The 21,607-nt window shown below is 68.7% G+C and carries 19 protein-coding genes and 1 other RNA gene; 7 read left to right on the top strand and 13 right to left on the bottom strand.

Going from position 1 to position 21,607, the window contains the following annotated elements; genetic code table 11:
- Positions 1–162: 162 nt before the first annotated feature.
- The 5 genes from ilvC to miaA form a co-directional block, all read right to left on the bottom strand.
- The gene (gene ilvC, locus DS843_RS11700) at positions 163–1,182 is read right to left on the bottom strand and encodes a ketol-acid reductoisomerase (RefSeq protein WP_149469057.1); all 1,020 of its coding nucleotides are present in this window, start codon (positions 1,180–1,182) and stop codon (positions 163–165) included.
- Positions 1,183–1,348: 166 nt separating this feature from the next.
- Entirely contained in the window at positions 1,349–1,855 is a 507-nt protein-coding gene (gene ilvN, locus DS843_RS11695; protein WP_149469056.1) for an acetolactate synthase small subunit, read from the bottom strand.
- Between the two features lie 50 nt (positions 1,856–1,905).
- Positions 1,906–3,669, bottom strand: coding sequence for an acetolactate synthase 3 large subunit (locus DS843_RS11690; protein ID WP_149469055.1), 1,764 nt, complete (start codon positions 3,667–3,669; stop codon positions 1,906–1,908).
- A gap of 304 nt (positions 3,670–3,973) precedes the next feature.
- Positions 3,974–5,188, bottom strand: a complete 1,215-nt coding sequence (locus DS843_RS11685; protein WP_149469054.1) for an aminotransferase-like domain-containing protein — start codon at positions 5,186–5,188, stop codon at positions 3,974–3,976.
- Positions 5,189–5,206: 18 nt separating this feature from the next.
- On the bottom strand, positions 5,207–6,199 hold the full coding sequence (gene miaA, locus DS843_RS11680; RefSeq protein WP_149469053.1) for a tRNA (adenosine(37)-N6)-dimethylallyltransferase MiaA: 993 nt from the start codon (positions 6,197–6,199) through the stop codon (positions 5,207–5,209).
- Positions 6,200–6,512: 313 nt separating this feature from the next.
- On the opposite strand from miaA, the gene serB reads away from it, so the two are divergent.
- Entirely contained in the window at positions 6,513–7,424 is a 912-nt protein-coding gene (gene serB / locus DS843_RS11675) for a phosphoserine phosphatase SerB (RefSeq protein WP_149469052.1), read from the top strand.
- A gap of 88 nt (positions 7,425–7,512) precedes the next feature.
- Here serB and DS843_RS11670 read toward each other — a convergent pair whose 3' ends face one another.
- The 4 genes from DS843_RS11670 to hflK form a co-directional block, all read right to left on the bottom strand.
- On the bottom strand, positions 7,513–9,042 hold the full coding sequence (locus DS843_RS11670) for a DegQ family serine endoprotease (protein ID WP_149469051.1): 1,530 nt from the start codon (positions 9,040–9,042) through the stop codon (positions 7,513–7,515).
- Positions 9,043–9,299: 257 nt separating this feature from the next.
- Positions 9,300–9,488 (bottom strand): DUF2065 domain-containing protein, encoded by a 189-nt coding sequence (locus DS843_RS11665; RefSeq protein WP_149469050.1) that lies wholly within the window; start codon positions 9,486–9,488, stop codon positions 9,300–9,302.
- A gap of 113 nt (positions 9,489–9,601) precedes the next feature.
- Positions 9,602–10,549, bottom strand: coding sequence for a protease modulator HflC (gene hflC / locus DS843_RS11660; RefSeq protein ID WP_149469049.1), 948 nt, complete (start codon positions 10,547–10,549; stop codon positions 9,602–9,604).
- A gap of 11 nt (positions 10,550–10,560) precedes the next feature.
- Positions 10,561–11,727, bottom strand: coding sequence for an FtsH protease activity modulator HflK (hflK, locus tag DS843_RS11655; protein ID WP_149469048.1), 1,167 nt, complete (start codon positions 11,725–11,727; stop codon positions 10,561–10,563).
- 184 nt (positions 11,728–11,911) lie between these two features.
- Between hflK and apbC the strand changes: the two genes are divergently transcribed.
- Both apbC and DS843_RS11645 read left to right on the top strand, forming a co-directional pair.
- Positions 11,912–13,081 (top strand): iron-sulfur cluster carrier protein ApbC, encoded by a 1,170-nt coding sequence (gene apbC / locus DS843_RS11650; protein WP_149469047.1) that lies wholly within the window; start codon positions 11,912–11,914, stop codon positions 13,079–13,081.
- 112 nt (positions 13,082–13,193) lie between these two features.
- The gene (locus DS843_RS11645) at positions 13,194–15,002 is read left to right on the top strand and encodes a monovalent cation:proton antiporter-2 (CPA2) family protein (protein ID WP_149469046.1); all 1,809 of its coding nucleotides are present in this window, start codon (positions 13,194–13,196) and stop codon (positions 15,000–15,002) included.
- 17 nt (positions 15,003–15,019) lie between these two features.
- Here the strand turns inward: DS843_RS11645 and DS843_RS11640 are convergent, their stop codons facing one another.
- The 3 genes from DS843_RS11640 to DS843_RS11630 all read right to left on the bottom strand — a co-directional run bounded on the left by DS843_RS11640 (position 15,020) and on the right by DS843_RS11630 (position 17,850).
- Positions 15,020–15,817, bottom strand: a complete 798-nt coding sequence (locus tag DS843_RS11640) for an ABC transporter ATP-binding protein (protein WP_149469045.1) — start codon at positions 15,815–15,817, stop codon at positions 15,020–15,022.
- Positions 15,814–16,713: an ABC transporter permease gene (locus tag DS843_RS11635; protein WP_149469044.1), complete on the bottom strand. Its 900-nt coding sequence runs from the start codon at positions 16,711–16,713 to the stop codon at positions 15,814–15,816. The genes DS843_RS11640 and DS843_RS11635 overlap by 4 nt, the downstream gene beginning before the upstream one ends.
- Positions 16,714–16,869: 156 nt before the next feature.
- On the bottom strand, positions 16,870–17,850 hold the full coding sequence (locus DS843_RS11630; RefSeq protein WP_149469043.1) for an ABC transporter substrate-binding protein: 981 nt from the start codon (positions 17,848–17,850) through the stop codon (positions 16,870–16,872).
- 80 nt (positions 17,851–17,930) lie between these two features.
- Between DS843_RS11630 and DS843_RS11625 the strand changes: the two genes are divergently transcribed.
- Both DS843_RS11625 and DS843_RS11620 read left to right on the top strand, forming a co-directional pair.
- Positions 17,931–18,122, top strand: a complete 192-nt coding sequence (locus DS843_RS11625) for a hypothetical protein (RefSeq protein ID WP_149469042.1) — start codon at positions 17,931–17,933, stop codon at positions 18,120–18,122.
- A 60-nt stretch (positions 18,123–18,182) separates the two neighbouring features.
- The gene (locus DS843_RS11620; protein ID WP_149469041.1) at positions 18,183–18,572 is read left to right on the top strand and encodes a DUF983 domain-containing protein; all 390 of its coding nucleotides are present in this window, start codon (positions 18,183–18,185) and stop codon (positions 18,570–18,572) included.
- A gap of 18 nt (positions 18,573–18,590) precedes the next feature.
- Here DS843_RS11620 and DS843_RS11615 read toward each other — a convergent pair whose 3' ends face one another.
- On the bottom strand, positions 18,591–20,516 hold the full coding sequence (locus DS843_RS11615) for an O-linked N-acetylglucosamine transferase, SPINDLY family protein (protein ID WP_149469040.1): 1,926 nt from the start codon (positions 20,514–20,516) through the stop codon (positions 18,591–18,593).
- Between the two features lie 104 nt (positions 20,517–20,620).
- Between DS843_RS11615 and ssrA the strand changes: the two genes are divergently transcribed.
- Positions 20,621–20,997, top strand: a transfer-messenger RNA (tmRNA) gene (gene ssrA / locus DS843_RS11610).
- Positions 20,998–21,028: 31 nt separating this feature from the next.
- A complete protein-coding gene (locus DS843_RS11605) occupies positions 21,029–21,598 on the top strand; it encodes an SspB family protein (protein WP_149469039.1) in 570 nt (189 codons plus the stop codon).
- Positions 21,599–21,607: the final 9 nt, after the last annotated feature.

The following is a 21,607-nucleotide window of genomic DNA, read 5'->3' as shown; positions in this document are numbered from 1 at the left end:
CTCCCCGGCCCTCCCCCGCGTTGCGGTGGAGGGGGTAAATCCCCTCCCTCGCCGAAGGCGGGGGAGGGTTAGGGAGGGGGCCAAGGTTTCCCAACCCTGCACCCTCAAAACGAAAAAGCGCGCCTCGCGGCGCGCTTTCCCGTTTCTCGATCCAGGAACCGATCAGTTCTTGGACTTGTCCACCAGACGGCGCTCGGCGATCCAGGGCATCATGGCGCGCAGCTTCTCGCCGACCTGCTCGATCGAATGCTCGGCGTTGCGGCGGCGGGTCGCCTTGAAGGACGGCTGGCCGGCCTTGCACTCCAGCATCCAGTCGCGGACGAAACGGCCGGTCTGGATGTCCTCCAGGACGCGCTTCATCTCGGCCTTGGTCTCCGGGGTGATGATGCGCGGGCCGGTCTTGTAGTCGCCGTATTCGGCGGTGTTGGAGATCGAGTAGCGCATGTTGGCCATGCCGCCCTCATACATGAGGTCGACGATCAGCTTCACCTCGTGCAGGCACTCGAAATAGGCCATCTCCGGGGCGTAGCCGGCCTCGGTCAGCGTCTCGTAGCCGGCCTTGATCAGCTCGGTCAGGCCGCCGCAGAGCACGGCCTGCTCGCCGAACAGGTCGGTCTCGCACTCTTCCTTGAAGGTGGTCTCGATGATGCCGGCGCGGCCGCCGCCGATGGCCGAGGCGTAGGACAGGGCGATGTCCAGAGCGTTGCCCGAGGCGTTCTGGTGAACGGCCACGAGGCAGGGCACGCCGCCGCCGCGCTGGTATTCGCCGCGCACGGTGTGGCCGGGGCCCTTCGGCGCGATCATGAACACGTCGAGGTCGGCGCGCGGCTCGATCAGGTTGAAGTGCACGTTCAGGCCGTGCGCGAAGGCCAGGGCGGCGCCTTCCTTCAGGTTCTTGGCGAGGTCGTCGCGGTAAAGGTCGGCCTGCAGTTCGTCCGGGGTGAGGATCATCACCACGTCGGCCCAGGCGGCGGCCTCGCCCGGAGCCATGACCGTGAAGCCGGCGCCTTCGGCCTTCTTGATGGTGGCCGAACCCGGGCGGAGGGCGATGCGCACGTCCTTCACGCCGCTGTCACGCAGGTTGTTGGCGTGGGCGTGGCCCTGGCTGCCGTAGCCGACGATGACGACCTTCTTCCCCTTGATCAGGTTCACGTCGGCATCACGATCATAATAGACGCGCATGGTGATCTTCCTTGGATTTTTCGATCTGGTGGTGCGAGTTTTGCGCAGCGGAATTACTCCACCGGCGGAAGGGCCGCGTCAAGCACAAGACTGTTCGGCAGACCTGCAAAAGGACGGCGGGCTGGGTCGTTCCCTCAACATGGCCCGCCGTCACGCATACCGGTCCTCAGAACCCGGCGGCTCCCTTGGACATGGCGACGACGCCGGTGCGGCTGGCCTCGACGAGGCCGAGCTGGGCCATCAGCCCGACGAAATCGTCCACCTCCGCCGTCGTGCCGGTCAGTTCGAACACGAAGGAGGTCAGGGTGGCGTCCACGACCTTCGCCTTGAAGATGTCGGCCAGACGCAGCGCCTCGATGCGGCGCTCGCCGGTGCCGGCCACCTTCACCAGCGCCAATTCGCGCTCCACCGACGGACCTTCGTCCGTCAGATCGTGCACCTTGTGCACCGGGACGAGGCGGTCGAGCTGGGCCTTGATCTGCTCCACCACCATGCGGGTGCCGGAGGTGACCAGCGTGATGCGCGACAGGTGGTCGGCGTTGTTCACCTCCGCCACCGTCAGGCTTTCGATGTTGTAGCCGCGGCCCGAGAACAGGCCGATGACGCGGGCCAGCACGCCCGGCTCATTGTCCACCAGCACGGCGATGGTGTGCTTCTCGATCTTCTCTTCCACGATCCGTACTCCGCCAGAGGGCCTTCAACCGTTCGTCTTGGTCGCCGCGATCAGACCAGCACCATGCCGTCTTCCGGCGTGGCGTCGGACGGGCTGTCCTCCGGACCGAACAGGATTTCGTTGTGGGCCTTGCCGCCGGGGATCATCGGGAAGCAGTTCTCCTTCGGGTCCACGGCAATGTCCACGATGCAGGGGCGGTCGGTGACGGCCAGCATCTTCTCGATGACCTCGTCCACCTCGGCCACGGTGGTGGCGCGCAGGCCGACGCAGCCCCAGGATTCCGCCAGCTTCACGAAGTCGGGCAGCGCTTCCGAGTAGCTGTTGGAGTAGCGGGAGCCGTGCAGCAGCTCCTGCCACTGGCGCACCATGCCCATGTACTTGTTGTTCAGGATGAAGATCTTGACCGGGGCGCGGTACTGCACCGCCGTGCCGATCTCCTGCATGTTCATCAGGAAGGACGCCTCGCCCGACACGTCCACCACGATGGCGTCGGGATGGGCGAGCTGCGCGCCGATGGCCGCCGGCAGGCCATAGCCCATGGTGCCCAGGCCGCCGGAGGTCATCCAGCGGTTCGGCTCGTCGAAGGGCAGGAACTGGGCGGCCCACATCTGGTGCTGGCCGACCTCGGTCGTCACGTAATGGTTCTTGCCGCGCAGCGCCTCGCGCAGGCGCTCCAGCGCGTACTGCGGCTTGATGACCGATTCGGTGCGGTTGTAGTTCAGGCAGTTGCGGGCGCGCCAGCCCTCGACCTGCCCCCACCACTCCTTCAGCGCGGTCTGGTCGGCGCGCTTCTGGCGGGCCTTCCAGATGCGGATCATGTCTTCCAGAACGGCGCCGGCGTCGCCGACGATGGGGATGCCCACCGCGACGTTCTTGTTGATCGAGCTGGGGTCGATGTCGACGTGGATCTTCTTCGAGCCCGGCGCGAACTCCGACAGCTTGCCGGTCACGCGGTCGTCGAAGCGGGCGCCGATGTTGATCATGACGTCGCAGTTGTACATGGCGAGGTTCGCCTCGTACGTGCCGTGCATGCCCAGCATGCCCAGCCACTGCGGGTCCGACGCCGGGAAGGCGCCCAGCCCCATCAGGGTCGAGGTGATCGGGAAGCCGGTCATCTTCACGAACTGGGTCAGCAGCTTCGCCGCGATCGGGCCGGCGTTCACCACGCCGCCGCCGGTGTAGAAGATCGGGCGCTTGGCGTTGGCGATCAGTTCGATGGCCTCCTCCACGCGGGCGATCTCGGGCTTCACCTGCGGACGGTAGGTCTTGTGCTTCACCTCGGTCGGCGGGATGTAGGTGCCGTCGGCGAACTGCACGTCCTTCGGGATGTCGACCAGCACCGGGCCGGGGCGGCCGCTGCGCGCCACATAGAAGGCCTCGTGCATGGTGCGGGCGAGCTGGTTGACGTCCTTCACCAGGTAATTGTGCTTGGTGCAGGGGCGCGTGATGCCGGTGGTGTCGGCCTCCTGGAAGGCGTCGTTGCCGATCAGGTGGGTCGGCACCTGCCCGGACAGGCAGACCAGCGGAATGCTGTCACACAGCGCGTCCAGCAGGCCCGTCACGGCGTTGGTGGCGCCGGGGCCGGAGGTCACCAGCACGCAACCCACCTTGCCGGTGGAGCGGGCATAGCCTTCCGCGGCGTGCACGGCGGCCTGCTCATGCCGGACGAGGATGTGCTTGATGTCGTTCTGCTGGAAGATGGCGTCGTAGATCGGAAGTACCGCGCCGCCCGGATAACCGAAGATGATGTCGACGCCCTGGTCCTTCAGGGCCTTGATGACGATCTGCGCGCCGGTCAGCTTCTGTTCGGGCATAGCTCACGACCTTCCAATGTGGGCCCCTCATTTCACGGGCGGCCCTGTTCCTTCTCAAACCCCGGCCATGGCCCGCTGGGAAAACAAGGGGTTATCCCCAAAGGCGAGGGCCGGGACCGGCAAACTAGACAATCCGCCGGTCGCCGGTCAACCCATTTTGCGAATGATCGAAAAGATTTTTTGCCGCAGTTTTTCCGAATATTTCGCAAGCTGGAAAGGTCGTCCTTCCCGATAAGCCGGCCCCAAAAGCGAACGGCCTGCCCCGCGGGTGCGGAGGCAGGCCGTTGCGGAAGAACCGGGTCGCTTACGCCGCGACCGTCTGAAGCAGACCGCAGAGGCGGCGGATGCCTTCGCGGATGCGCTCCGGGTTGTTGTTGGAAAAGCTGAGGCGCAACGTGTTCTTGCCCGAGCGGTCGGCGTGGAAGGCGGAACCGGGGACGAAGGCGACGTTGGCGTCCTTGATGGCGCGGGCCAGCAGGTCCACCCCGTCGGTGCCCTCCGGAAGTTCGATCCAGACGAACATGCCGCCTTCCGGCTTGGTCCAGGTCACCCCGGCCGGGGCGAACTCGGCCAACGCGGTCAGCATGGCGTCGCGGCGCTCCTTGTAGCCGGCGCGCAGGCGGCGGATGTGGCTGTCGAAGCTCTGCGACACCACGTCGTGCAGCACGATCTGGTTGATGGTGCTGGTGTGCAGGTCGCCGGCCTGCTTCATCAGCACCAGCCGGTTGATCACCTCCGCCGGGCCGTTGATCCAGCCCACGCGGAAGGCCGGCACCATCGTCTTGGAGAAGGAGCCGCAGAAGAGCACGTTGGTGATCTTGCCGCCGTTGCGGGCGGCGTCCAGCGCCACCATGGGCGGGATCGCCGCACCCTCATAGCGCAGTTCGGTGTAGGCGGCGTCCTCGACGATCGGCACGCCGTGCTTGGCGCAGAGGTCCAGCAGGGCCTCGCGGCGGGCCAGCGAGATCGTGGTGCCGTTGGGATTCTGGAAGTCGGGGACGAGATAGAAGAATTTGGGCTTCTGCTCCAGGGCCGCTTCCACCGCGGCCAGTTCCGGCCCCTCCTCGTCGCCGGGGACGGAGAGGTATTGCGGCTCGTAGGGCGAGAAGGCCTGGAGCGCGCCCAGATAGGTCGGGCGGGTCACCAGGATCTTCTCGCCCGGCCCGATCAGAAGCTTGCCGACGAACTCCAGCGCCTGCTGCGATCCGCTGGTCACCAGCACCTCGTCCAGCCCGGCCTGGATGCCGTGGCGGCCCATGTAGGCGCAGATCCATTCGCGCAGCGGCGTGTAGCCCTCGCTGATGGTGTATTGAAGCGCACCGCCGGCCCCGGCATTGGACTGGAAGATCTTCTCATAGGCGCGGGCGATGGCCGCGGTCGGGAAGAAGTCGGGGTCCGGGATGCCCCCGGCGAAGGAGATGATTTCCGGCCGTTCGAGCAGCTTCAGCAGCTCCCGGATTTCCGAAGCTCCCATACCGGCGACGCGACCGGCAAACACGTTTCCCCAATCGACCGTCACTTTCAATCCTCCCGAGGCTCAACGACGCAACGTCGTTTCAAGATAGGTCAGTATTGCTTCACTAAGCGGTCTTTCATAGAGCGAATTGATCGTATGGCAGCCATGCAGCGCGGAGGCCGGGGGCCGGGCCGCGAGCTGGTGGCGGAACCAGGTGACCTGCCGCTTCGCGTAACGGCGCGTCGATTGCTGAGCCAGCGCAATCGCTTCGTCGAGCGTCAGCGCGCCGCGCAGGTGGTCGCGCAGTTCCGGCACGCCCAGAGCCTTCATCGCCGGCAGGTCGGCATCGAGGCCGAGTGCGTCCAGACGCCGCACCTCCTCCAGCGCCCCCTGCCCCATCATCACACGGAAACGCCGGTCGCAATTGGCGTAAAGCGCGTCCCGCGGCGGGTCGAGCACCAGCACGGAAAAGGCAAGCCCCTCCGGCGCGCCCTCGGCCCGTTGGGTCTGCCAGTGGGACAGCGGGTGGCCGGTGGCCTCCAGCACTTCCCAGGCTCGGGTCAGGCGGGTGGTGTCGCCGGGGTTCAGCTTGGCCGAGGCCGGGTCGCGGCGCACCAGCTCCTCACGGAATGCCTCGCCGCCAAGCGCCCGCAGGCGGGCGTGGGCGGCCTTCCGCACCTCGTCCGGAACGGTGGGAACGGCGCTCAGCCCTTCCATCAGGGTGCGCAGATAGAGGCCGGTGCCCCCGACGACGATGGGCAGGCGCCCGGCGGCGTGGGCCTCGGCGATCTCGGCCAGGGCCATATCCCGCCAGCGCGCCGCGGACCCGCGCTCCGCCGCCGGCAGCACGCCGTAGAGCCGGTGCGGCACACGCGCCAGATCCTCCGCCCCCGGCCGGGCGGTCAGCACATCCAGTTCGGCGTAGAGCTGCATGCTGTCGGCGTTGATGACGGTGCCGTCCAGCGCCTCCGCGATGTCGAGCGCCATGCCCGACTTGCCCGACGCCGTGGGGCCGCCGATCACCACCACATGCCGGTGCCGCACATCCCGGTTCTGCGGGCTGTCCTGAACCATGTCGCCTTGCCTGACGTTCCTCCGAAAACAGCGTATGGCAGGGGAAGGCCCATCAATGCAAGGCGGCTCGCTTGCGGTCGTCCATCAGGGCTTCACCACAGAGACACAGAGGCACGGAGATCGATGGTGCCGGGGCAGCGCCGGTTGGGTTCTCTGTGTCTCCGTGTCTCTGTGGTTCACTGTCGCCGCATACGCCACTGCGAATGAGCCCGGGCGATTCACCGGCCTGCGAAGCACGACGGTTGGCGCAATCCCCCGGCTGTGGTAGGGAGCGCGCGCGCCCTCCCCCACGGTTTCTCCAGGATCGCCCACCATGAGCGCTGTCGTTACGCTGATCGCCGCCGCCTCCGCCGTTCTCGACGAACAGGCCGTGCAGGCCGCCCGCGCGTCCCTGACCGCGCTGGGGGCCGATACCGGCAAGCCGGACTGGCTGGCGCCGGACCGCGCCTGCGACATCGCCGAGGAAGGTCTGGTGCCAGAACAGGCGGAGGCCGCGGTGCGCCGCGCGCTGGCGGGTCTTGCGCCGGACGGGCTCGCCGTGGACGTCATCGCCCAGAAGCCGGGCAACCGGAAGAAGCGCCTGCTGGTCGCCGACATGGAATCGACCATCATCGAGCAGGAGATGCTGGACGAGCTGGGTGACTATGTCGGGCTGAAGGATCACATCGCGGCCATCACCGCGCGCGCCATGAACGGGGAAATCGACTTCAAGGCCGCGGTGCGCGAGCGCGTCGCCCTGCTGAAGGGGCTGAACGACAGCGTCATCGACGAGGTGTGGCAGCGCGCCACCCTGATGCCGGGCGCCAAGACTTTGGTTTCCACCATGCGCGCCAACGGGGCGACCTGCGTGCTGGTCTCCGGCGGCTTCCGCTGCTTCACCGAGCGGGTGCGCGACTGGGTCGGTTTCGACGACGACCGCGGCAACGTGCTGGAGGTGGTGGACGGCATCATGACCGGCGCCGTGGTGGAGCCGATCCTGGACAAGGACAGCAAGCTGGAAGCCCTGCTCGCCTACGCCGGGGAGCGCCACGTCCCCACCGCCGAGACCATGGCCGTGGGCGACGGCGCGAACGACCTGCCGATGCTGCTCGCCGCCGGGCTGGGTGTGGCCTTCCACGCCAAGCCGACCGTGGCCGCCCAGGCCCGCGCCCGCGTGGACCACGGCGACCTGACCGCCCTGCTGTTCGCCCAGGGCTACCGGATCGGGGATTTCGTGGAGGGCTGACCCCCTCTTCCAGCACCGTTGCTTCACAAAGAAAAAAAGGCACCGGCGATGTCCCGCCGGTGCCTTTTTCGTTGAAGCGTTGCGCCGATCAGCCCTGGCTGAGCGGGATGGCGACGAAGCGCAGGTCGCCATGGCGATCCACCAGAAGCAGGATGGACTTCTTGCCCTGCTCCTTGGCCTTCTGGATCTTGGAGGTCACGTCCTCCGGCTTGCGGACTTCCTCCTGGCCGACCTCAATGATCACGTCGCCGGCGCGGATGCCCTTTTCCGACGCGGTGGAGTTGCCGGCCACCTCGGTCACCACCACGCCCTTCAACTCGGGCTTGATCTCGAACTGCTGGCGCAGTTCCGGCGTGATGTTGGTCAGCTTCAGGCCCAGCGTCTCGGTCGGCTTCTGGGCCGGGGACTGCTGCGGCTGGCGGCGCTGCTCCTCCGGGTTGGCGGCGAGAAGTCCCGATTCCTCGGCGGCCTCAAGCTCGCCCACCTTCACCTGAAGCTGCTGCGACTTGCCCTTGCGCCACACCTCGATCGGAACGGCCTTGTCGATCGGCGTTTCGGCGACGACGCGCGGCAGGCGTCGCATCTCGTTGATTTCCTTGCCGTCGAACTTGGTCACCACGTCGCCCGCCTGGATGCCGGCCTTGGCGGCCGGGCCGTTCGGGGTGACGGAGGCGACCAGCGCGCCCTTGTGGCCCTGGAGGCCCAGGCTCTCGGCGATCTCCGGGGTCACGCCCTGGATGCGCACGCCCAGCCAGCCGCGGCGGGTCTTGCCGTACTCGCGGAGCTGCGCGACCACCTGCTTGGCGAGGTTCGACGGGATGGCGAAGCCGATGCCGACCGAGCCTCCCGACGGCGAGAAGATCGCGGTGTTGATGCCGATGACCTCGCCGTTCAGGTTGAACATCGGGCCGCCGGAGTTGCCGCGGTTGATCGAGGCGTCGGTCTGCAGGAAATCGTCGTAGGGGCCGGCGTTGATGTCGCGCTGGCGGGCCGAGATGATGCCGGCGGTGACCGAGCCGCCCAGGCCGAACGGGTTGCCGATGGCCAGCACCCAGTCGCCCACGCGCATCGCGTCGGAATCGCCGAAGGGAACGGCGACCAGCGGATGGTTGGTGGTGATCTTCAGCAGCGCGACGTCGGTCTTCGGGTCCTTGCCGATCAGCTCGGCCTTGATGTTGGTGTCGTCCTGCAGGATGACGGTGATCTCGTCGGCGTCCTGGATGACGTGGTTGTTGGTGACCACGTAACCGTTCTTGGCGTCGATGATGAAGCCGGAACCGAGCGAGGTGGACTTGCGCGGCTGCTGCGGCTGGTCCTGCTGCTGACGGTCGAAGAAGTCGCGGAAGAACTCCTCGAACGGCGAGCCCGGCGGGAACTGCGGCAGTTCGGGGCGGGCGCCCTGCTGGCGCTGCGGCACCGCCTGGCTGGTGGAGATGTTGACCACGGCGGGCAGCAGCTTCTCCGACAGGTCGGCGAAGCTGGTCGGCGCCGGGCGCGACTGGGCCATGGCGGGGGTGCCGACGGCGGCGGACAGCCCCAACAGGAGAGCGGCGATCAGCGGCACGACGCGCAGCCGGAGGCCGGAGTCGGCGCGGTGGATGGGGTGGTTCGGGTTCAACTCAGCTCTCCCTGCCGGACATCCGGCACCTTCTTGTTCCAATCGGCCATCTGTTCCAATCGGCTCACGGTTTCAAATGAGTCGCGTTCCGATGGGGCGCTTCACCGATCCGTTTGCCGGATGTAAGCCGCGCGCGGCACCGCTTCAAGCGAGCGTGCACGGGGGCCCATCCGTCACGGAGGACGCGCGAGTATAGGGAATGGAGTATGGCCGGAAAATGGCGGCGCGGTCCAGCGACGCGCGCGTGGCAAAGAGCGTCAGGCGCCCCGCAAAAGCCAGACGAATCCGACCCCGGCCATCGCCGCCACCAGCCCGGCCGCGCGCAGGCGGCTTTCCGGCATGGTCAACGCTTCGACGATCAGCCGCCGCATCGCGGACGGGAACAGCGCGTACAGCACGCCCTCGATCACCAGGACCAGGGCAAGCGCGGTGAGGAGGTCCGTCATCGGTCGGGTGGCGCTTCGAAGGGGAGACAAGGTTCGGGTGGGGAAACACGCCCCCCACCCAACCCCTTCCCCGTGGAAGGGGAAAGGGGGAAGGAGGAAAGGAGCGCGACGTCCTACTGCTGCTGGGCGGTCGCCGGGGCCGGGGCCCGCTGCGGCGCCGGAGCCGTGCCGGCGGCTGGAGCCGGCTGGCCGTTGGCGCCGCCGGTGATGTCGCCGAAGTAGCGGAAGAACTCGCCGGTCGGGGACAGCACCATGGTGGTGTCGTCCTTGTTCAGCGACTTCCGGTAGGCTTCGAGCGTCCGGTAGAAGCTGTAGAACTGCGGGTCCTGCGACGTCGCCTCGGCGATCATCTTCAGCGCCTGGTTGTCGCCTTCACCGCGCAGGATCTGCGAATCGCGCTGCGCTTCGGCCAGGATGACGGTGCGTTCGCGGTCCGCGCGGGAGCGGATCTGCTGCGACTGTTCCTGACCCTGGGCGCGGGCCTCGGCGGCTTCGCGCTCACGCTCCGACCGCATGCGGGCGAAGATCGACTGGCTGGTCTCCTCCGGCAGGTCGGCGCGGCGGATGCGGACGTCGACGATCTCGATGCCGAATCGCTTCGCCTCGTCGTTCACCTGACCGCGGATGTCGTTCATCACGCGCGGACGTTCGTCCGACAGGATGGCGAGCAGGGTCACGCTGCCGAGAACGCGGCGGAGCGCCGAGTTCACGATGGCGTTCATGCGCGTCTCGGCCACCGCCTCGTTGCCGGCGGTCTGGTAGAAGCGCAGCGGGTCCAGGATGCGGTAGCGCGCGAAGGCGTCCACGTCCAGGCGCTTCTGGTCGGCCAGGATGACCTGCTCCACCGGTGGGTCGAGGTCGAGCACGCGGCGGTCGAGGATGCGGACTTCCTGGATGAAGGGGATCTTGGCCTTCAGTCCGGGATCGCGGATGACCCGCATCGGCTCGCCGAACTGGAGGACGAGCGCCTGCTGCGCCTCGTTCACCGTGAACAGCGAGGCCGAGGCGAGAACGCCCGCCGCGAGGATGCCGATGCCGGCGACCAACAATGTGCGGTTCATGGCATCCCTCCTCAGCGGGCCGGTTGCTGGCCGGCGGGCCGCGCCGCCGTGCCGGAAGACGGCTGAAGCTGATTGAGCGGCAGGTAAGGAACAACACCCTGGGCACCCTGGGCGTTGCCGTCGATGATGACCTTGTTGGCGCCGCGCAGGATCTCTTCCATGGTTTCCAGGTACATGCGCTTGGCGGTCACGTCCTTGGCGGTCGAGTAGGCGTCGTAGACCTTGCGGAAGCGGTCGGCGTCGCCCTGGGCCAGGTTCACGACCTGCTCGCGATAGGCGGAGGCTTCCTGGATCAGCCGTTCCGCGTCGCCTCGGGCGCGCGGGATCACGTCGTTCCGGTAGGCCTCGGCCTCGTTGCGGGCGCGTTCGCGGTCGGCGCGGGCGCGCTGCACGTCGTTGAAGGCGTCGATGACCGGAGCCGGCGGATCGGCCTTCTGCAATTGCACCTGCGTCACCTCGATGCCCGCCTCGTAGTCGTCAAGCATGGCCTGGAGGAGCTGGCGGGTGGAGGTTTCGATCTGCTGACGGGCCTCGGTCAGGGCCGGCTGCAGGTCGGTGCGGCCGATCACCTCGCGCATCGCGCTTTCCGCCGCCTTCTTCACGGTGGCCTCGGGATCGCGGATCTTGAACAGATACTCGCCCGCGTCCTTGATGACCCAGAAGACGGTGAAGTCGATGTCGATGATGTTCTCGTCGCCGGTCAGCATCAGCGATTCGTCGGGAACGTCGCGGTCGCCGCGCCGCCCGTCGCCGGCCGAGCGGTAGCCCACCTCGATCCGGTTGACGCGCGTCACCTTGGGCATCAGCACCGTTTCGATGGGCGCCGGCAGGTGGTAGCGCAGACCCGGCTGCTCGGTGCGCACCCACTGGCCGAAGCGCAGCACGACGCCCTGCTCGTCCGCCTCGACGCGGTAGATGCCGCTGGCCAGCCAGACCACGGCCAGCAGGCCGATGACCAGGGCCACGCCGCGCCCGCTGCCAACGCCGCCGGGCATCACCTTCTTCAGGCGGTCCTGGCTGCGGCGCAGCAGATCCTCAAGGTCCGGAGGCTGCGGCCCTCCGCCGCCACCGCCGCCACCGCCGCCCGGCGGACGGCCCCACGGATTCTGACCGCCGCCTCCGGGCGGAGGACCCCAGGGGCCGCCACCGCCACCCCCTCCCTGATTGCTCCACGGCATTCCGTTCGTTCCCCTTCGCGCTCTCTCAATTCTTGGGACGGAATTTCCGGAAAACAAATCGTTTCCGTACCGTCCGATCCCTTTACCATTATTGTCCGCCGGCCCTATAGTGCCCATCCCATTCGGGGAAGGATTTCACCGACGGATATCCGCCAATATCGGGAAGGAAGCGGAGTTTTCAACCATGGCGCAGGTCAGCGAAGCTCAAGTCCTTGAAGCTCTGAGGACGGTTGTCGATCCGGAACGGGGCAAGGACGTCGTCAGCCTCGGCATGCTGTCCGGACTTGTCGTGCGCGACGGGAACGTCGCCTTTTCGATCGAGGTGGACCCCAAACGCGGTGCCCAGGCCGAACCGGTGCGCCACGCCGCCGAGAAGGCGGTGGAGGCGTTGCCGGGCGTCCTGTCGGTCACCGCGGTCCTGACGGCGCACCGCCCCGCCGGCCAGGCTGCTGCCCCGCAGCAGGGCCACGGGCATGCCCATGGGCACTCCCATGGCGGCCAAGGCCACGCCCACGGCCATTCCCACGGGCAGGCGGCGGAGCAGAAGCCTCTGGTGCCGGGCGTCAAGGCGATCGTCGCCGTCGCGTCGGGCAAGGGCGGCGTGGGCAAGTCCACCACCGCCAGCAATCTGGCGCTCGCCATGGCGGCGAACGGGCTGAAGGTCGGGCTTCTGGACGCCGACATCTACGGTCCGTCCATGCCGCGCATGCTGGGCATCTCCGGCCGGCCGACCAGCCACGACGGCCGCATCCTGGAGCCGATGGAGAATTACGGCATCAAGGTGATGTCCATGGGCTTCCTGGTCGCCGAGGACACGCCGATGATCTGGCGCGGCCCGATGGTGATGAGCGCCCTGCAGCAGATGCTGCGCGACGTGAACTGGGGCACGCTGGACGTGCTGGTGGTGGACATGCCGCCGGGCACCGGCGACGCGCAGCTCACCATGGCGCAGCAGGTGCCGCTGGCCGGCGCGATCATCGTCTCCACCCCGCAGGACATCGCCCTGCTGGACGCCCGCAAGGGGCTGAACATGTTCCGCCGCGTGGACGTGCCTGTCCTCGGCATCATCGAGAACATGAGCTATTTCTGCTGCCCCAATTGCGGCCACCGCACGGACATCTTCAGCCACGGCGGCGCCCGCAAGGAGGCTTCCGACCTGGGCATGGAGTTCCTGGGCGAGATCCCGCTGCACATCGAGATCCGCGAGACGTCCGACCAGGGCCAGCCCATCGTCGTGTCGCAGCCCGACTCGGAGCACGCGAAGGCATACCGCGGAATAGCCAAGCGCGTCTGGGAGAAGATCGCCGGCGACCAGGGACCGGCGCGCGCGGCGCCGCGGATCGTGGTGTCGTAAGGGGACGCGTTTGCCCCACCCTTCCCGCTTCGCAGGAGAGGGAGCTTAATCCCCTCCCCTGCGAAGCGGGGGAGGGTCAGGGAGGGGGCAGAGCCTTCAGCGGACGGAGCCGATGCCGGATTTCGTGACGTTGGTGGTGCTGCTGGCCGCCGTGGTTCTGGCGGTCCCGGTGGCCAAGCGGTTCGGCTTCGGCGGGCCGCTCGGCTACCTCGCGGCGGGGCTGGCCATCGGGCCGGGCGGACTCGGGCTGGTGACCGATGTCGAGGCGATCCGGCACATCTCCGAACTCGGCGTCATCATGCTGCTGTTCCTGATCGGGCTGGAGCTGCGCCCCGCCCGCCTGTGGGTGATGCGCCGGTCGGTGCTGGGGCTGGGCGGCGCGCAGGTCGCGGTGACCGCCGGACTGATCGGAGCCGCCGCCTTCCTCCTGCTCGGCTTCTCCCCCACCGCCGCCGCGGTGGCCGGCTTCGGCCTGTCGCTGTCCTCCACCGCCATGGTGCTGCCCATGCTGGCGGAGCGGGAACTGCTGACCACCAACGCCGGGCGCAGCGCTTTTTCCATTCTGCTGTTCCAGGACCTCGCCATCATTCCGGCGGTGGCTCTGCTGCCCCTGCTCGGCCATGGCGCCGGTGAGGTGCCGGACGCCGGGACCGCGTGGCTGGCGGTGCTGAAGGCCGCCGGCGCGGTCGCCGCGATCCTGGCCGGCGGGCGCTATCTGCTGCGCCCCGTGCTGCGCGCCGTGGACGGCGCCCGGACCCCGGAAATCTTCACCGCCACCGCTCTGCTGATCGTGCTGGGCACCGCCCTGTTCGCCGCCTGGGCGGGGCTGTCCATGTCGCTCGGCGCCTTCATGGCCGGGGTGCTGCTGTCCGATTCGGAATACCGGCACGAGGTGCAGGCCGACATCGCGCCGTTCGAGGGCCTGCTGCTCGGCCTCTTCTTCGTGTCGGTCGGCATGGGGGCCGACGTGGCGGCGCTGCTGGCGGAGCCGGTGCGTTATCTGTCGCTGGCGCTGGGGCTGATGATCCTGAAGGCGGCGGCGCTGTTCGGGCTGGCCCGCCTGTCCGGCCTGCGCCGGGGCGGGTCGGCGCGGCTGTCCACGGTGCTGAGCCAGGGGGGCGAGTTCGGATTCGTCCTGTTCGGGCTGGCCGTCGGCGTCGGGGCGATGACGGGGGAGCACGCGGCGACGGCCATGCTGGTGGTCACGCTGTCGATGATCGCCACGCCCTTCGTCTTCGCGGCGGAGGAACGCTGGCTGGCGCCGCGCCTGATCGTGAAGCCCGCCCGCCCCTACGACACCATCGTGACGGACGGGGAACCGCCGGTGCTGATCTGCGGCTTCGGGCGGGTCGGGCAGATCGTCGGGCGCGTCCTGCGGCTGCGCGGCATCCCCTTCACGGCGCTGGAGCAGAGCGCCGAGCAGGTCGACGTCGTGCGGCGCTTCGGCAACAAGGTCTATTACGGCGACCCGTCGCGGCTCGACCTGCTGCGCGCCGCCGGGGCGGACAAGGCCCGCGTGCTGGTGGTGGCGCTGGAGGACATGGAGCAGTCGCTGCGCGTGGTGGAGTTGGCGAAGCGTCACTTCCCCCACCTCGTCATCCACGCCCGCGCCCGCAACCGCCGCCACGCCCATTTCCTGATGGACCGCGGGGTCACGCATTTCGTGCGCGAGACCTACGACTCCAGCCTGCGCCTGACCGGCGGCGTCCTGGAATCGCTGGGCCTGCCGCCGGACGAGACCCGGCACACGCTGGACACCTTCCGGGACCATGACGAGCGCACGCTGATCCGGCAGCACGCCGTGCATCACGACGAGAACCGCCTGATCCAGACCTCCCGCCAGGCCGCCGCCGAGCTTCAGGCCCTCTTCGAGGCCGACCGCGAGGACCCGGAGGAGGAGCGGGACCGCAAGACGGTCTGACGCCCCTCCCCTCGGCGTCAGCCGATCAGCAGGCTGTCGTCGGTGATGTCCTCGCCGCCGCGCTGCTTGGCGAACAGCGCCAGCAGGTGCGGCACGTCGAGCCCGGCGCGCTGCTCCCCCGACACGTCCAGCACGATCCGTCCCTCGTGCAGCATCACCGTGCGGTCGCCGTAGTCCAGCGCCTGCCGCATGGAGTGGGTGACCATCAGCGTGGTCAGCCGGTTCTCCTCGACGATGCGGCGGGTCAGATCCAGCACGAACTCCGCCGTTCCGGGGTCGAGCGCCGCCGTGTGTTCGTCCAGCAGCAGGATCTTCGACCCGGCGAGGGTCGCCATCAGCAGGCTGACCGCCTGCCGCTGCCCGCCGGACAGCAGGCCCATGCGGTCGTGCAGCCGGTTCTCCAGCCCCAGCCCAAGCTCCGCGATGCGGTCGCGGAAATGCCGGCGACGGTCGCCGCGCAGCGCAAGGCCCAGGCCGCGGCGGCGCCCCCGCGCGGCGGCCAGCGCCATGTTCTCCTCGATGGTGAGCGCGGTGCAGCTTCCGACCATCGGGTCCTGGAAGACGCGGGCGACCAGCGAGGCGCGCTTCGGAGTCGCCCAGCGGGTGACGTCCACCCCGTCGATGGCGATGCTGCCCGTCTCCGCGATCACGTCGCCGGCCAGCGCACCCAGGAAGGTGGACTTGCCGGCGCCGTTGGAGCCGATGACGGTGACGAACTGCCCCTCCGGAATCGTCAGGTCCACGCCGCGCAGGGCGTGCTTCTCCAACGGGGTGCCGCGCCCGAAGGTGACGTGGATGCCGTTGACCGTGATCATCGGACGGCCTCCCCCTTCTTCGACGCGGCCTTCAGCCGCATGCGCGGCAGGATCAGCGCCACCGCGACCAGGACGGCGGTGACGAGGTTGAGGTCGGACGCCTGGAGCCCGACGGCGTCCGCCGACAAGGCAAGCTGAACCGCCAGACGGTAGAGGATGGAGCCGACGACGCAGCCGACCAGCGCCCACAGCATCGCGCGGGCCGGCAGCACCGTCTCGCCCACGATCACCGCCGCCAGACCGACCACGATGGTGCCGATGCCGGTGGTCACGTCGGCGAAGCCGTTGGTCTGCGCGAACAGCGCGCCGGCCAGGGCGCACAGCCCGTTCGACAGGGCCATGCCGGCGTAGATGTGGAAATCCGTCTGAACGCCCTGCGCGCGGGCCATCCGCGCGTTGACCCCGGTCGCCCGCATGGCGAGGCCGAACTCGCTGTTCAGGAAGCGGGCCAGCAGCAGGACGACCGCGACGACCACGACCAGGACGACCAGCGGGCGCACCACATGGTCCGGCAGGCCCAGCCCGTAGAAGGGCGTCAGCACCGTGTCCTGCATCAGCAGAGCCACGTTCGGGCGGCCCATCACGCGCAGGTTCACCGAGAACAGCGCGATCATGGTCAGGATGCTGGCGAGCAGGTGCAGGATCTTGAAGCGGACGTTCAGCGTCGCCGTGACCAGCCCGGCCATCGACCCGGCCAGCGCCGCGACGAGGCTGGCGATCCACGGGTTGACCCCGGTGACCAGCAGCGTGGCGCAGACCGCGGCCCCCAACGGGAAGCTGCCGTCCACCGTAAGGTCCGGAAAATCGAGCACCCGGAAGGACAGGTACACGCCGAGGGCGACCAGCGCGTACACCAGCCCGATCTCGACGGCCCCGAAGAAGGCTATTTCACTCATGATGTGTTTCCGGCTTCGCCGGTTCCGCCCCCTCCCCGACCCTCCCCCGCTGCGCGGGAGAGGGAGAATCAGTCCCCTCCCTCGCCGGTGGCGGGGGAGGGTTAGGGAGGGGGCTCGCCGCGGTGCGCAGTCCTTACAAAATTTGCTGTTAAGCGATTACTGCCCGACCACCTTGGTCGCGCGCTTGGTCACGGCTTCGGGGATGGTCACGCCCATCGCCGCGGCGGATTTGGGGTTCACGAACAGGTCGGAGCCCTTGGCGAAGGTCACCGGAACGTCGCCCGCCTTCTCGCCCTTCAGGATACGGGCGACCACTTCGCCGGTCTGGCGGCCCACCTGACGGTAGTCGAAGCCGATGGAGGCGACCGCGCCGCGCGCCACGCTGTCGGTGTCGGCGGAAAAGACCGGCAGCTTGGCCTGCTGGCCCACCGCCACGACGCTCTCCAGCGCCGAGACGACCGTGTTGTCCAGCGGCACATAGACCGCGTCGGCCTTGCCGACGAGGCTGCGGGCGGCAGGCTGGGCGTCGGCGGACTTGGTGACGGTCGCCTCGACCACGGCCAGACCGGCCTTCTGAGCCTCGTCCTTCAGCGCCTTCACCAGCGAGACGGAGTTCGGCTCACCGGGGTTGTAGAGGACGCCCAGACGCTTCACCGACGGCACGATCTCGCGGATCAGCGCCACATGCTCGGCAACCGGGGCCATGTCGGAGACGCCGGTGACGTTGGCGCCCGGCTTGTCCAGGTTGCGGACGAGCTGCGCGCCGACCGGGTCGGTCACGGCGGTGAAGACCACCGGAATGTCGCGGGTGGAGGCGACGACCGCTTGGGCGGAGGGGGTGGAGATCGGAACGATCACGTCCGGACGGGCGCCCGCGAACTGGCGCGCGATCTGCGCGGCGGTGGCGGGGTTGCCCTGGGCGCTCTGATACTCGACCTTCAGAGTCTCACCCGGCGTGAAACCCGCGGCCTTCAGCGCCTCCACTACGCCGTCGCGCGTGGCGTCCAGCGCCGGATGCTCGACGATGGCGGTGATGGCGACGGTCTTGGTCTGGGCGGCGGCGGCGGTGCCGCTCAGCGCGGCCGCGGCAAAGGCCGTGGCGGCGGTTGCGGCGAGAAACAGGCGGGTGATCGTCATGGCTCCAGGCTCCCGGAGGGGGTTTGTGCATCCCGTAGACGCCCGGGGGCCGGTCCGTCAACAGCCGGAGCAGAAATCCGATGAGCGAAGACGCGCGCGACGCCCGAATCCGCACCCTCGAAGCCGCCATCGCCGACATCGCGGCGGAGGCCCGCGCCGCCGCGCACGCCCTGTGCGCCCACGAGCTTCAGATGCGGCTGGAGAACATCGCCCGCCGCATCGAGGCCCTGCGCGCGGCGCAACCCGGAAGTGCGGAAGACGGAACGGCGTGACGATCGGTCGCTCCCTTCCCATATGACGCCCTTCGAGGAGCGGAACGCAGGGGAGCGGTCATGGCGGTCGAGGATGGGACGGAAGACGGCAATCGGTCGAAGACGACGGCGGCCCTGCGCGGGCTGATGGGCAGTTGCCCGGCCTGCGGGCGCGGGCGCCTGCTGAGGAACTACCTGAAGCCGGTGGACCACTGCGCCCATTGCGGCGAGGCGTTCGGCCATTTCCGCGCCGACGACGCGCCGCCCTGGATGACGATCCTGATCGTCGGCCACATCGTCATCCCGGCGCTGCTGTCGGTCGAGCAGAGCTACGAGCCGGCGACCTGGGTGCATCTGACCGTCTGGCCGGCGCTGACCCTGCTGCTGACCTGGCTGCTCCTGCCGCGCTGCAAGGGCATGGTGCTGGGGCTGCTGTGGAGCACCGGCGCGCCCGGGTCGGAACGCGCCTGAGTCCTCGGTCGAAACTCCCTAGTCGAAATTGAGGGAGAAGCTCGCCCGCCCCTGCCCGGCCTGGAAGCGCTGCCACATGACGCCGAAGGCCGCTTCCAATGCGCGGGTGAAACGCGCCCCGTTCAGCGCCGGGGACGCCGCCAGCCGGTCCCGCAGACCGCCGCGCAGGGCCGCCAGCCCCGCCGGGTCGGCCACCAGCGCCGCCGCCTTGGCGACATAGGCGTCCGCCCCCTCGGCCACCAGATCGGACAGCCCGGCCGAGGCGAGATGCGTGACCGAATGGCGGGCGCAGAAGCGGTCGCCGCCCAGGGTCACCACCGGCACGCCCATCCACAGCGCCTCCAGCGTCGTCAGCCCGCCGGAATAGGGGAAGGGGTCCAGCGCCACGTCCACCTCGCCGTAGCCGGCGAGGAACTCCCGGTGCGGCGCCCCGCCCCGCAGTTGCACCTGCGCCGGGTCCAGCCCGGCCCGCTCGAACAGCGCCAGGGCTCGGGCGGCGGTGCCGGCATCGTCGAAGCCTAGCGTGCGAAGCAGCAGGCGGGAGCCGGGAACGGCCTCCAGCACGCGCGCCCACAGAGCCGCGACCTCCGCGTTCAGCTTGGGCAGGGCGTTGAAGGAGCCGAAGGTGGCACAGCCGCGCTCCACCAGCGGAAGCGGCGCCACCGGCGGCGCGTCCTCGGGCGGCGCCCAGGGGACATAGGCGTCGGGCATGCGCACGATGCCTTCGATGCACCAGCCGTCCGACCCCGGCGGGCTCTGCCGCGCGTCGGAAATCAGATAATCCATGGCCGGCAGGCCGGTGGTGCCGACGTAACCCGCCCAGGACGCCTGGACCGGCGCCGCCCGCCGCGCGAAGACCGGCAGGCGGTTGCCGAAGGTGTGGCCCGCCAGATCGACCAGGATATGGATGCCGTCCGCCTGGATGCGCTGGGCCAAAGCCTCGTCATCCATCCCCGCCGTCCAGACCCAGTGGTCGGCGTGGGCCATCAGCCGTTCCGTCTTCCAATCCGGGTTGGCGGTGTTGGCGTAGCAGACGATCTCGAAGGCGGCGCGGTCGTGGTTCGCCAGCACCGGCTCCAGGAAGAAGCCCACGGGATGCGCGCGGAAATCCGGCGAGACGTAGCCGACGCGGATCTTCGGCGCCGGAGCGGCCACGGCGGGCGCCGGACGGTCCGGGTAACGCGCGCCCCAGTCCGCATGGGCCTGGGCGATGGCCGGCATGGTCAGCCCCGGCGCGAACTGCATCAGGTAGAGGCGCGAGGCGTTCAGCGAATCGACGCCCGGATGCTGCGCCACCACGCCTTCGATCTCCGCCAGCGCCTCCTCCGCCCGCCCTTGCATGGCGAGCACGCGGGTGGCGCGGTTCGCCCGCACCTCCGCCCGGCCCGGCGCGAGGATGAGCGCACTCCGGTAAGCGTCGTCGGCCTCGCCCAGCCGGTTCATCTCGGCCAGCGCGTTGCCGAGGTTGTAGGGGTGCGCCCAGTTGGCCGGGTCGAGCCGTCCGGCGCGCCCGTAGAGCACCACCGCCTCATCCCGCCGGGCTTGCGCGCGCAGCAGAACGCCCAGATTGGCGACGGCGGCCAGCGTCTTCGGGTTCAGAGCGATGGCGCGGCGGAAGAAGGCCTCCGCGCGGGCGGAATCGCCGGCCCGGCGCACCGCCTCCGTCATGGCCAGCAGCCCGTCCATCGCCATGTCCAGCGAGGGATCGAGGTTCAGCGCCCCGGCATAGGCGTTGGCCGCCCCGGCGACGTCGCCCAGGCTTTCCATCACCAGCCCGTAGTTCGCCCACCAGACGGGAACCGTGGGATAGGCGGCGATGGCCCGCCCGATCAGGTCCAGCGCCTCGTCGAAGCGCCCGGCCTGCGCGGCGACGAGGCCCCGGCGATGAAGGCCGTCGGCCTCGTGTGGCGTCATCTGGGACGGCGTCACCGGGGGCGGCGTCATGGCGGTGCTCCTGCGCGTGAGAGGGGGCGGCACTCTACGTCCGCGCGTAAATCCCGTCATCTGGAAAGCCGGGCCGGAGGCCGCCGGACAGATTCCTCGGGCAACCCCTTTCCATCTTCGGGCGAAGGGCCTATATTGGAACCGTCGGCAGCCGCCGACTATGGCGATAAACGCCTTGCGGAATAAGCGTTGTGGACCCGGGGGCGGTACCCGGCGCCTCCACCAAACAAACCACCGGTCTCTCGGGCGTTGCCGTTGGGAGCGGGTTCGTTGGGGGCGAAATAGGATCGACACGCGTGGTAAAGGCATGGTCTTCGCTCGGCATGGTTCCGCCGTTATCGGGCCATTGCAATAGTTGCCAACGACAACGTTGCTCCGGTCGCCGTTGCCGCCTAACAGCGGTAACTGACCGAAATCAATCCCTGATGGGTAGCACCTGAGGGTGGGGCCGTGGGCCGCCTAGCAACAGAAGGCCCACACTTACCCGTCTGGCGTTAAGGACCCGCCCAAGAATGCCGAGAGAGCAGTTGCGTTATGACCGCATGGTCGAGGCCGCCTTGCGTGGCGTCGTCCGTGACGCGCTCCGCCAGGTGACGGACCGCGGGCTCCCCGGCGATCATCATTTCTACCTGACTTTCCGGACGGGTTATCCTGGCGTCGACATCCCGGAATATCTGGCGTCGCAGTATCCCAACGAGATGACCATCGTCATCCAGTACCAGTTCTATGGGCTGGAGGCGCTGGACGATCATTTCGAGGTGACGCTGAGCTTCAACAACGTGCATGAGCGGCTGGTCATCCCCTACGCCGCCATCACCACCTTCGCCGATCCGTCGGAGAATTTCGCCCTCCAGTTCCAGCCGGTCGAGCCCGCCGAATCGGCGGAGGTCTCCGCCATTCCCACGCGCGAGTCGCCGGGGAAGAAGGCCGCGGACGGCAAGGACGGGGCGAAGCCGGCCATCGCGAAGCTCGCCAAGTCCGACTCGGCGAAGTCCGATCCGGCCAAGCCCGACGCGGACCGCTCCGGCGAGGAGCCGAAACGCGGCGAGGTCGTGGCGCTCGACGCCTTCCGCAAAAAGTAGAACCCTTCG

This window comes from Roseomonas genomospecies 6 (assembly GCF_008365375.1).
Taxonomy (GTDB): Bacteria; Pseudomonadota; Alphaproteobacteria; order Azospirillales; family Azospirillaceae; genus Azospirillum.
The sequence above is the reverse complement of the archived record's forward strand: the minus strand, read 5'-3'. Positions and strand labels throughout refer to the sequence as shown.

Coding starts and splice junctions, on each gene's coding strand:
- DS843_RS11645 (WP_149469046.1), top strand. CDS start 13,194: ATGCCGGATTTCGTGACGTTGGTGGTGCTGCTGGCCGCCGTGGTTCTG.
- DS843_RS11665 (WP_149469050.1), bottom strand. CDS start 9,488: ATGACGGACCTCCTCACCGCGCTTGCCCTGGTCCTGGTGATCGAGGGC.
- DS843_RS11635 (WP_149469044.1), bottom strand. CDS start 16,713: ATGAGTGAAATAGCCTTCTTCGGGGCCGTCGAGATCGGGCTGGTGTAC.
- hflK (WP_149469048.1), bottom strand. CDS start 11,727: ATGCCGTGGAGCAATCAGGGAGGGGGTGGCGGTGGCGGCCCCTGGGGT.
- DS843_RS11630 (WP_149469043.1), bottom strand. CDS start 17,850: ATGACGATCACCCGCCTGTTTCTCGCCGCAACCGCCGCCACGGCCTTT.
- DS843_RS11690 (WP_149469055.1), bottom strand. CDS start 3,669: ATGCCCGAACAGAAGCTGACCGGCGCGCAGATCGTCATCAAGGCCCTG.
- DS843_RS11625 (WP_149469042.1), top strand. CDS start 17,931: ATGAGCGAAGACGCGCGCGACGCCCGAATCCGCACCCTCGAAGCCGCC.
- DS843_RS11605 (WP_149469039.1), top strand. CDS start 21,029: ATGCCGAGAGAGCAGTTGCGTTATGACCGCATGGTCGAGGCCGCCTTG.
- ilvC (WP_149469057.1), bottom strand. CDS start 1,182: ATGCGCGTCTATTATGATCGTGATGCCGACGTGAACCTGATCAAGGGG.
- hflC (WP_149469049.1), bottom strand. CDS start 10,549: ATGAACCGCACATTGTTGGTCGCCGGCATCGGCATCCTCGCGGCGGGC.
- DS843_RS11640 (WP_149469045.1), bottom strand. CDS start 15,817: ATGATCACGGTCAACGGCATCCACGTCACCTTCGGGCGCGGCACCCCG.
- DS843_RS11615 (WP_149469040.1), bottom strand. CDS start 20,516: ATGACGCCGCCCCCGGTGACGCCGTCCCAGATGACGCCACACGAGGCC.
- miaA (WP_149469053.1), bottom strand. CDS start 6,199: ATGGTTCAGGACAGCCCGCAGAACCGGGATGTGCGGCACCGGCATGTG.
- DS843_RS11620 (WP_149469041.1), top strand. CDS start 18,183: ATGGCGGTCGAGGATGGGACGGAAGACGGCAATCGGTCGAAGACGACG.
- serB (WP_149469052.1), top strand. CDS start 6,513: ATGAGCGCTGTCGTTACGCTGATCGCCGCCGCCTCCGCCGTTCTCGAC.
- apbC (WP_149469047.1), top strand. CDS start 11,912: ATGGCGCAGGTCAGCGAAGCTCAAGTCCTTGAAGCTCTGAGGACGGTT.